Consider the following 9,839-nt stretch of genomic DNA (forward strand, 5'->3'; position numbering starts at 1 on the left):
CAACTGCAGCAACTAAAATCATCGCAATAAAGATAATTAAAGTACCAATTCCTTGAGCACCTTTTTTATTTGTTAATACCATTTTATTAATAATAAGGGATTAAATTAATCCTTTGTAAGATAATCTTAGGAAAAAAGTTTATAGGAATTTGTAACCTCTAAATAATTATAGTATAAAGTTACTTTTAAAAAGTTAATAAAAATTCAAGATAAGAACTATTCAAATAAATAAATGAGAATACATATACTAATATATGTACGACAAAATAGGAAAAACATATACCTTTATAAATGCCAAAAATCATAATCTATATACGCACAAAATTTAAATTTTAAAAATATAAATGGTTTTAGATAGGTTATTAGATATAGTTAGTGAGATTGTAAGTGATGAAGCAACACAAGTTGTTGAATACTTATATTCAAACCCTGGAGCTTCAGAGTTTGATATAAGTGAAAATATTGGATTTACTGTTAGTCAAGTAAGAAGTATTCTTTACGAATTAAAAGCAAAAAACTTAATTGATTACGATAGAAAAAAAGACAAAGAAAAAGGATGGTATTTATATTACTGGAGAGTTTCCCCTCAAAATTTCGAAACAGTATATGCTAATGAAAAGAGAACAAAACTTGATCAATTCAAAGAAAGACTAGAAACTGAAGAAGAAAGTATATACTATATCTGTCCACAATTTTGTAAAAGATTATCCTTTGATGATGCACTAGAACATAACTTTACATGTCCAGTATGTGGATCTTTAATGAATGAAGAAAACAAAACTAGAAAAATCGAAATGCTAAAAAGAAACATTAAAGAACATGAAGACATGTTATCAGGAACAAAAATTTAAATTAAATAATTAACTAATTCTTTTCACATAATAAATTATAGGGTTTACTCATTTATTCCTTCAAAGACATCACCTTTTAAGATGAAGATAGCTAAGATTTATCGATTTTGGATTTATTATGAGATGCCAAAAATTGCATAAGCAATTTTTCTTAAATTAAAAGCTTGTGATAAAACATACAAAGCAAGTAATAAACACAAATTAATAGTAAATCCAGTAATTACTTTTTTCCTATCCTTAAATTCTAAAAAGAAAAATATCACAAGCAAAGCTAGATATCCTCCCAAATGAGCAAAATGATTAGTTTGTGAAGAATTAGTTAAACCAATTATATCCAAACTAATCAAAAACCATCCCACAACAAAAATCGGCAAAGGAACTAAAAATATAGTTGTGAAATCAAAAGGGTCAACAAGTATTGCAAGAATAATAAGTCCAGCAATTGCTCCACTAGCCCCCAAAGAATAAAATAACTCCCCTTGAGAATAAGAAATAAAATTTGAAACAAGATTTGCAACAACACCACTAAGCAAAAAAATGAATAAAATTTTTGAATTAAACTTCCTCTCAACAATCCTTCCAAATATAAGCAAAGCAATAGAATTAGAAACAAGATGAACTAAATCTGCATGTAAAAAAATAGAAGTAAAAATACTCCAATAATTACCATCAAATAAATGATTTGGATGCACCATAAACAATTCCATATAATCTCCCAAAAATAAAATTTCAACAATATACATGAAAATCAAGAAGAAAATCAAAAAAGAAGTAATTTTAGCTTCAAGAAACCAATCTTTAATTTTTACAAAAATCAAGAACGGTTCAAATACAACTTTCCCAAAATAAATCTTAATTTTCTCAGATTTTCCAGTCAATACACAAAAAAGCAAAATTAAAATATTTGGAACCAGCATAATAAAATACTTAAGTAAATCTCTAAAAACCAACAAAACAAGCATCAAATCAGACCTAATATTTTTTTCTGAATTTTTATTATGTTCTTCAAGGTACATATCATAATAATTTTTACTCATAATTCTCCACCTCATAAAATAATTGAGGAGGATTCTTCCTCAAAAATCTCCTCGAATTCTTAAAATTCAGAGTAAATCTTGAAACCTCATTCCAAAACTTTTGAGAATGATTCTTAACTTTAATATGAGCAAGTTCATGAATTATAACATAATTCAAAATTTCAATAGGCGCATTAAGTAATTTTAAATTAATCATTATTTTATTATCATGAGTACAATGGCCCCACTTTGAAGAAACAAATTTCAATTCAACATCACTAACATCATAATTAAAAGTCTTAGAATTTATCAAATCAACATAAGCTTTAATCATCGAAGAATACTTTTCAACTAATAATTTGATAAAATGCTTTTCAACTAGACTTATTTTTGTCTTATAATTGACATAAAAGACATTCTCAACTAACTTAACACCCCGAACCTTATTAGTCATCTCAATAGTATAAATCTCATTTGAAAATCTAAATGAACCTTTTTCCAAAACTTCTTCAATCAAAAACCTCTTTACTTCAGACCTCATCAACTCAAGTTTTTTATAAATTTTTTTAAGTAAATCCGAAAAATGTTTTTCAGCCAGACCTTTAGTTAAATAAGAAGACATTCTAAAAATAAGTTTTGTATCTTTAATTACAACTGATGAACTCCTCTTCTTTGAAAATTCAACTTCAATCAAATATTTATTAGCATTAACCTCTACAAATTCAGGAAAAACCAATCCATCAAACTTATCTTTCTTACTAAAAAAACTCAATTTTCACAACAAAATATCTCTCCAATTTTAAATTCTTTCTTAAATTTCTTCAAAACTATTTTTTCAACATCATCCCTAGTAAAACTACCTCTATCTATAAATACAAAATTTAAATCTCCCTTTGAATTAACAAACATGATAGAAGAATCATCCTCCATAATAGGTAAAAATATATCAAGATTAAATCTTTGTTTCATCTTGTTTAAAAAACCAAAATTTTGAATCTGAATATGATAATCATTATCAAAAGATTCTTCATCCTTCACCAAATTCCAATCCAAATAATAAGAAAGTAATAAAATTCTCCTTAGAACTTTAGCCCTATCTACAGATTTACCATTTCCAAAAGAAATTTTTTCCAAAATATCATTAACATGAACATTACTACAACTATTTTTTTTATCCTTCTTCAAATCACAAACAATTTTCAAATCAGAATAGGCCTTATATATTTTAAAATTCAAGGAATTTTGGCCAAGCATTTTTTTAAACTCCTGATTTTCTAACTCCTTTAAAAAAAATGAAAAACCAAAAACAAAAATACCTTTAGTCTCATAACCACCATTTTTAAAATAAATCAATTCCTGCTCAGTAGACTCCTCATTCTTCAATCTATCCAAACTAACTGATAAATTTTTCTTACCAAACAAACCATAAACAAAAGACAACTTATTAAGATAATGATTTACTTTACTTTTACTATCATCTTTAACCATACTAAATAATAAACTTAAATGTTTATAAATATTTTTAATAACTAACACAATAAATAATCAAAATAATTCTAATTAAATACAACAACAGGTTCAGGATAAATATATTGTCTCATCATCATATGACTAAATAAATTTGTTTCATCATCACTTGAATCCTCATAAATAGGCCAAACTAATTTATCACACTCAAACTTCCAATCAGCAGCCAAATAAGGATTATTATTACTTATATCAAAAGCATATAGATAAACTCCATTAGCACCAACACCAGTAAGTACATTATCAACCTCAACACCCAATGCATTATATGTAGTACAATTAGCATCAGAATAAGGAGATGCAGCTATAACATACTCATTACCACCATGAGAACCAAACTTAACACCCATATCATAAATTGAACCAAATACAGTACTCTCTACACCATCTCCATCGGCTTGCTGCAGAGCGCCCATTAAACCATCTGAAACTAACCTATAAGCAGGAGAATCTCCATGGCTTCCAGGTGCAGTATCTGAAATTGAACCATATGCTCCAAGACCTATTCCTGAAGTTGAACCATCACTCTCATAAATAGTTCCTGTAGCACCACTAGCACCGACACCCATATAAAAAGTACCAGTCGGAACACCATACAAATCTTCAGTAGTTGCAGGTTTTAAAGCAATTGAGTCATCACTAGTATCACCATAAGAAGAAACTAAAATTGGAATATCTGACTCAACACCTAAATTATTCGTAGTTCCAATATTTAAAGTATGAACACAAGAACCTCCCACTCCAACAACTCCTGACCAAACTGAAACTCCATTATCTAAAATATCTACATTTGCATTTCCATAAGGAGAAAGCATACAAAATCTATCAGGATTATTCCTCATACCACTAGTATAAAAATTAGTTCCAGCCCAAGAAATAGGAACAATAATCTCTCCTCCACTTGATGCTTGCCCTTCTACCTGAGCTAAATATTTCATAAATACTTCATCATCAACATTAACCGAACCTGAAGCCAAAGTAGTCCCAACTTGCTCATCCAACACAAAGAAATCAGTATCAACTAAAATCTCATTATCGTCATACAAACTAAAAATATTCAAACCAGTAGAACCTGAAATCCTCTCAGACACAACATAACCTACACCCCTTGGCGCAGGATATGAAAAAGCTGCCTCAATATCTGAATTTGTAGGAACTCCATTTTTATTATCGTAATACATCTCAAAAGAAACATTACCTAAAGACCCTACACTAGGAACTTTAACAAATAAATTAGAAACTTTAGAACTTGCATCCCAATCAACAATAAAAAAATCAAGTTCTCTAAATCTTAAATCATTATAATACAAATCTTCAATCTCATTATCAAACAAAGCCAAATTCAAAAACTTAACCTCATCAATAATCCCGAAAAAATGAGAACCAACCCCATCAAATCCAATATAATTATCCGAAGAAACTGCTACAATTTCCCCATAAATATTATTAATTCCAACAAGAATCGAATCTAAATAAACCCTCATATTAGCCCCATCATAAGTTGCAGCAACAAAATGCCAATCATTACCTAAAGTAGTATTAGAATATAAAACTTCATTTGAACCATCAATATTCAAAGAAAACTGAATCAATTCATCATTAATACCTCCATCATTAACAACAGCAAGTGAATTAGAAGTATCACCATTAACAAAAATGTACTGTAATGCATTACCACTAACATTCCACTTAACCCATGCAGCATAAGTCAAAGATTTTTGAGGCTCCAAACTAACATCACTAGAAACTCTAACATAATCATCAACACCATCAAAATAAAGAGCATCTAAAACAATACCTTCAATACTAGAAGGATCTAATCCATCAACCCCAGAATTAGAACCAAGATTAACAGTATTCAAATATTTTGAATACTCATCTAAAGTTTGTAAATAATCATCAAAAGTCAAATCTAAAACAAAATTTTCCTGTAAAGGCACAACAAAACGCAACTCATTTTGAGCCGAAGTAGTAAAATCAAAATTAGACAAATCCAATTCAACTAAAACTTGATAATCAACAATTTGCTCACTTGCAACATTTTCAACATTAATATAATTCCTAAAACTCCAATCATCACTCCACCAATTATACTTTGAAACTTCAAGTAAAAATTCTTTCTCCAAACCATCACAAGAAAGAGACTTAAACCTATTATCAATCGAAAAATCAAAAACTTCCTTAATATTTGAAATTCCGTACTTATCAACCTCGACAGACCTATAATCAGAACTAACTCCACCCAATGTTCCAAAATAAATATCATCCTTACTGACATATTTAGAATTAACAAAAAAATCAAAACAATTAGAATCCTTTAACTTGTAAACAAAATCATCTCTCCCAGTATTATCAATATGAAGGCCCATTCTACCTGAAGAATAAAAAGGAGAATTCAAAGAATAATCATAATTCAAACTATTAAGTGAATCTTCTTCAAACGATTTTATCAAATTCTGTTGCTCAATAATTTGAACTTGATAAGTATAATAAATTCCAAAAAAAACTAAAACTACTACGAAAAAAGAAAACATGAAACCAACAATTGATGAAAAACCACTCATTTTTAAATTTTAGATATTAAATGACTCCTTATCTCCAACACCATACTCAGTATTAACAATAACATCATGAGTTCCAGCACCTAAAACAATATCTTTTATTATAGCAATACTATCTTGAGTTTGAAACAAAGTCACATTTTGCGCAAAATCATCAGCTTTTGTTGCATTAAATCCCGTAATAAAAACATTATCGACAAACAAATCAAAAAGTTCTGGGACTAACTTAGTCTCACCAATATTTTTTACATACACATACAAAACATTTCCTGTAGAATCATAATGAACATTTGAAATAGAAACTGAAGTCCTAAGTTTATTAGACGAAAGAGTTGTTTGTTTGTTAAAAGATTGTTGTGTAGTATCAACATAATTCATAAAAGCAATAACTAATCCCGTAGTAACAGAAATAACTGCAATAAACATAATAAGGGTGCTAACAGCATCCCCAAAACCCTTCTTAGAACTTTTTTTTGCTCTCATTCTATAATAAATAAAAAATTATTGTTCTTTAATAATTTGTAACACCGCTTTAGTTAACTTTTGATCTAAAACTTTCTCATTCAACTTACTAATGAAATATAATGACACTATATGATCCCTAACATTCAAGGATTTCTTCTCTGAAGATTCTAAATCAGTCATACCTTTCAAAAATTTATCTAATTCAAAATAAACCTCTGGAGTAATCCATCTTAAAGTCTCAGTATAATATCTTAAATTACCTTTAGTATCTTCGACTCCTGCTTTCTTCACCATATACTCAAGCCAACTCAAAATAACAACCAAAGAATTAGTATTACTCTTTAAATGTGTCAAAGGTACAGCATCAGCAGCAGCAGCTTCAATATCTAAAGTATCTAATTCTAAAAGAGAAGCATCTAAATCATTTTCATATGCAGGATTAGAAGTAGTAGAATTTGACAAATCAGAATCAAGATTAGTAAGTTTAGACTTAATCTCATCTTGACCCAAATCATCTACAGAACCTCCAATAGAACTACCATCAGCAGATAAAACAATTTCTTTAGGTTTTACAGCAACAGTTTCATTATCAACAAAAGGATTATATTGATTATTTACTAATTCATATAAAGATAAAAATTTACCCATATTCTCATCAATCTCTGACATTTTCTCAGTAAATTGTTTATTTCCACCTTCAAGTTCACTAACTCTATGATCTATAGAATTAACACTATTTTGAACCTCTTTAACCTCTGTAACTAAATTAACAACACTCTCATTAGTGCTCTTCAACTCCTTATGTATTCTATTAATAACATCTGAAATAGACTTCTTTCCAGAACTTACATTCGAATCATCATGCTGTGCTGAAACTTCAGGTTTTGCATCAGATGAAGAATCCTGAAATTCTAAATTTGAACCACCTGCATTTTGAGTAGGATTTGTCGTACCATCTGGCACGCTATTAGTTCCACCTCCATTATCTGCACTTTGTGAAACTGAGCCTCCAACTGTGCCACTAGGCCCTGAGACCTGAGCATTTCGAGGAACTTTAGTTTTCTTCTTGCCACCTAATAAAAAATCAATTAAACCTAAGACCATTTTTATTTTAGTAAAATCCTCAATTATATGTTTAAAACATTTTGTCACTATTTACAAAGAATTACACTCAGAATCTCTGCAGTTATAAAGACAGTTATCAAGAATTTGATAATAAGACAAAAGCCAAATCAAATCACTAGCTATAACTCCAAGTAAAAATGAAAACAATGTCAAATACAAATTACCTGAAAAAGAAAATTTACTCAAAAAAACTAAAATCAAAATTAAACTTAAAAGTATGTTTAAAAGATAAAAGAACCTACTTTCTCTGAAAAATAATTCAAATATAACCCAAGTATAAAATACAAAAAGAGTAAAAAGCATAATAGTGAAATAAGGCAAAATGCCAATAAATAATTTCAAACTCAAAGACAAAACAATAGTATAAAAAAACATGAAAATAACACTCCAAACATATACAACTAACATCCTAAATCTTTTCTTCCACATAAATATAAAAAAAATTATAAAAAAATAAATGACCAAAAAAATTGAAGAAGTGAAAAATCCTCCAAATATGTAAAATCCATTAAAATACAAAAATGAAAAACTATCATTAAATAAAATATAATAATCCCACCTAATAATAAATATCATTAAAACTAGCATAGAAACTAAAAATCCCAAAGAGAAAAAAGTATGAATTGCGTGCCTCCTTAAATAAGACTTATTTTCAACATAAAAACTACTAAGACCACGATATACGAAATATACTAACCCCAAATAAACTACAAAGAAAAATAGAAATAACATAAAAAATTTAAAATTACTAACTAAAAAATATCCGAAATAATAACCTAAAAGAACAGATAAAACGCTCCAAACAATGCAACTAAAAATACTAATAAGTAAAAATTCTATAAATTTCATACCAAAACTTCCTGCAAAAAAAGGCATAAATGCTCGAGTTAAATTAAATTCCCTTCCAAAAAAAATTGACCATGCACCATACTTTTCAAAAAAATCTTTTGAAGCCTTGTATATCTTAGTTTCAGGAGAGAATCCAAACTTTGTAAGACCAATCACTCCAAGTTTTTTGCCCATAAAATAACCAATAAGATCTCCAAGCAACGCACCAAAAAAAACAACAATCACTGTACTTTTAAGACCAAAAATACCAGAAGTAGAAATCAAAAAACCAACAAAAATAACTAAAAGTTGTCCAGGAATAAAAGAACCAACCAGAGGATTTCCTTCTAAAATCACTAATAAAAACAAAAAAGGAAGCCCTCCAAATTTCACCATATCAAAAAAATTGCTAAGTAGGCCCATTAATAACTATAAAAAATACAAAAAACTTAATAAATGTTGTGTGTAAATTAATATTAGTGAAAAAAATGGACGATACTAAAAAAACTAAATATTACATCAAAGATAAGCAAATATTTAATTCTCTGACAAAAAAATATCAAATACCTCAAGAAATAAAAGATTTAACAATACCAACTGAAACAAAAAACATCTTAACAAATAATAAAATCATAATAACAGACCTAAAAAAACTTCAAAATAAATCCGAAAAGGAAATAGAACTAACAAAACCAATAGAAAATTTTGATGAAATCAAAACTAAAATTGAAACACTAAAAAAAGAATCTCCTGAATAAATTCAAAAACCAAAAGATGACAATTACGATTTCATAGAAAAAACCTCCCAAATAGAAATAATTGAACAAATAATAAATACACTAACTAATCAAGACCTAAAACATCTTGAAGAAAAACTAGAAAACTACATAACAAAAACTAAATCCATAGAAAAAGAAAAAAAAGCGCAAATTGAAGAAGAAATAGATATACAAAATGAAAAAATAAGAAGAATAAATTTAGAAAAACAAAAATACATAAAAACAAACATAGAACTAGAAGAAAAAGTATTAAACGAATTAGAAAACAATTTGAAAATTCTAAACAATAAATAAGAAAAACTTCAAAAAAAGCTAGAAACATTAAAAATAAAAAACAATAAAACAAAAAACTCCGAAAAAACAAAGAAAAAATAGAATCAATTGAAGAAAAAATAAGAAATTTAGAATACGAAATAAGAATTTATGAACCACAATTAGGAAATCTAAAAGACCAAATAAAACTCGGTGAAAAAAAATGCGTGAACTGGTATTTATTTGTATTAACAATAGGAATGATATATTGGACTAAATACTCCGATTGCAAATACAAACTAGTTAAAATCAATCAAAAAATAAATAAAAAAAAAGAAAAAATACTAAGATTCCAAAAAAAAATATATAAAGATGTCATACAAGAAAGAAAAAAAAGGAATACGGATCAATCACACAAAAAAATAAAGGAAAACA

At 27.7% G+C, this 9,839-nt stretch carries 11 protein-coding genes; 3 read left to right on the forward strand and 8 right to left on the reverse strand.

The features are described 5' to 3' along the window. Positions 1 to 82 (reverse strand): flagellin (locus PF569_03210; GenBank protein ID MDA3855241.1); only part of this gene is annotated, 82 nt, incomplete at its 3' end. Positions 83 to 344: 262 nt separating this feature from the next. Between PF569_03210 and PF569_03215 the strand changes: the two genes are divergently transcribed. Further along, a complete protein-coding gene (locus PF569_03215; protein ID MDA3855242.1) occupies positions 345 to 851 on the forward strand; it encodes a hypothetical protein in 507 nt (168 codons plus the stop codon). 116 nt (positions 852 to 967) lie between these two features. On the opposite strand, the gene PF569_03220 is transcribed toward PF569_03215, so the two are convergent. From PF569_03220 to PF569_03250, 7 genes are all read right to left on the reverse strand, one after another. Further along, positions 968 to 1,888, reverse strand: coding sequence for a rhomboid family intramembrane serine protease (locus tag PF569_03220; protein MDA3855243.1), 921 nt, complete (start codon positions 1,886 to 1,888; stop codon positions 968 to 970). After that, positions 1,881 to 2,639, reverse strand: a complete 759-nt coding sequence (locus PF569_03225) for a DUF45 domain-containing protein (GenBank protein ID MDA3855244.1) — start codon at positions 2,637 to 2,639, stop codon at positions 1,881 to 1,883. Before PF569_03225 ends, PF569_03220 begins: the two co-directional genes overlap by 8 nt. Next, positions 2,636 to 3,355 carry a hypothetical protein gene (locus PF569_03230; protein ID MDA3855245.1) on the reverse strand — a complete coding sequence of 240 codons (720 nt, stop codon included), beginning with the start codon at positions 3,353 to 3,355 and terminating at the stop codon, positions 2,636 to 2,638. The genes PF569_03225 and PF569_03230 overlap by 4 nt, the downstream gene beginning before the upstream one ends. Before the next feature lie 68 nt (positions 3,356 to 3,423). Further along, a complete protein-coding gene (locus tag PF569_03235; protein ID MDA3855246.1) occupies positions 3,424 to 5,958 on the reverse strand; it encodes a LamG domain-containing protein in 2,535 nt (844 codons plus the stop codon). A gap of 9 nt (positions 5,959 to 5,967) precedes the next feature. Further along, positions 5,968 to 6,438, reverse strand: a complete 471-nt coding sequence (locus PF569_03240; GenBank protein MDA3855247.1) for a hypothetical protein — start codon at positions 6,436 to 6,438, stop codon at positions 5,968 to 5,970. 18 nt (positions 6,439 to 6,456) lie between these two features. Further along, on the reverse strand, positions 6,457 to 7,524 hold the full coding sequence (locus PF569_03245; protein ID MDA3855248.1) for a hypothetical protein: 1,068 nt from the start codon (positions 7,522 to 7,524) through the stop codon (positions 6,457 to 6,459). A 51-nt stretch (positions 7,525 to 7,575) separates the two neighbouring features. Further along, positions 7,576 to 8,769, reverse strand: a complete 1,194-nt coding sequence (locus PF569_03250) for a DedA family protein (GenBank protein MDA3855249.1) — start codon at positions 8,767 to 8,769, stop codon at positions 7,576 to 7,578. Between the two features lie 92 nt (positions 8,770 to 8,861). Here PF569_03250 and PF569_03255 point away from each other — a divergent pair, with 92 nt between their 5' ends. Together PF569_03255 and PF569_03260 are read left to right on the forward strand one after the other, a co-directional pair. Beyond that, complete coding sequence (locus PF569_03255) at positions 8,862 to 9,131, forward strand: hypothetical protein (protein MDA3855250.1); 270 nt, start codon at positions 8,862 to 8,864, stop codon at positions 9,129 to 9,131. 500 nt (positions 9,132 to 9,631) lie between these two features. Then, positions 9,632 to 9,839 (forward strand): hypothetical protein (locus PF569_03260; protein ID MDA3855251.1); only part of this gene is annotated, 208 nt, incomplete at its 3' end.

This window comes from Candidatus Woesearchaeota archaeon, assembly GCA_027858315.1.
GTDB lineage: Archaea > Nanobdellota > Nanobdellia > Woesearchaeales > UBA583 > UBA583.

Bases quoted from the DNA above. Each gene is read 5' to 3' on its own strand.
- PF569_03215 (MDA3855242.1), top strand. From the start codon at position 345: ATGGTTTTAGATAGGTTATTAGATATAGTTAGTGAGATTGTAAGTGAT.
- PF569_03220 (MDA3855243.1), bottom strand. From the start codon at position 1,888: ATGAGTAAAAATTATTATGATATGTACCTTGAAGAACATAATAAAAAT.
- PF569_03230 (MDA3855245.1), bottom strand. From the start codon at position 3,355: ATGGTTAAAGATGATAGTAAAAGTAAAGTAAATCATTATCTTAATAAG.
- PF569_03235 (MDA3855246.1), bottom strand. From the start codon at position 5,958: ATGAGTGGTTTTTCATCAATTGTTGGTTTCATGTTTTCTTTTTTCGTA.
- PF569_03240 (MDA3855247.1), bottom strand. From the start codon at position 6,438: ATGAGAGCAAAAAAAAGTTCTAAGAAGGGTTTTGGGGATGCTGTTAGC.
- PF569_03245 (MDA3855248.1), bottom strand. From the start codon at position 7,524: ATGGTCTTAGGTTTAATTGATTTTTTATTAGGTGGCAAGAAGAAAACT.
- PF569_03250 (MDA3855249.1), bottom strand. From the start codon at position 8,769: ATGGTGAAATTTGGAGGGCTTCCTTTTTTGTTTTTATTAGTGATTTTA.
- PF569_03255 (MDA3855250.1), top strand. From the start codon at position 8,862: ATGGACGATACTAAAAAAACTAAATATTACATCAAAGATAAGCAAATA.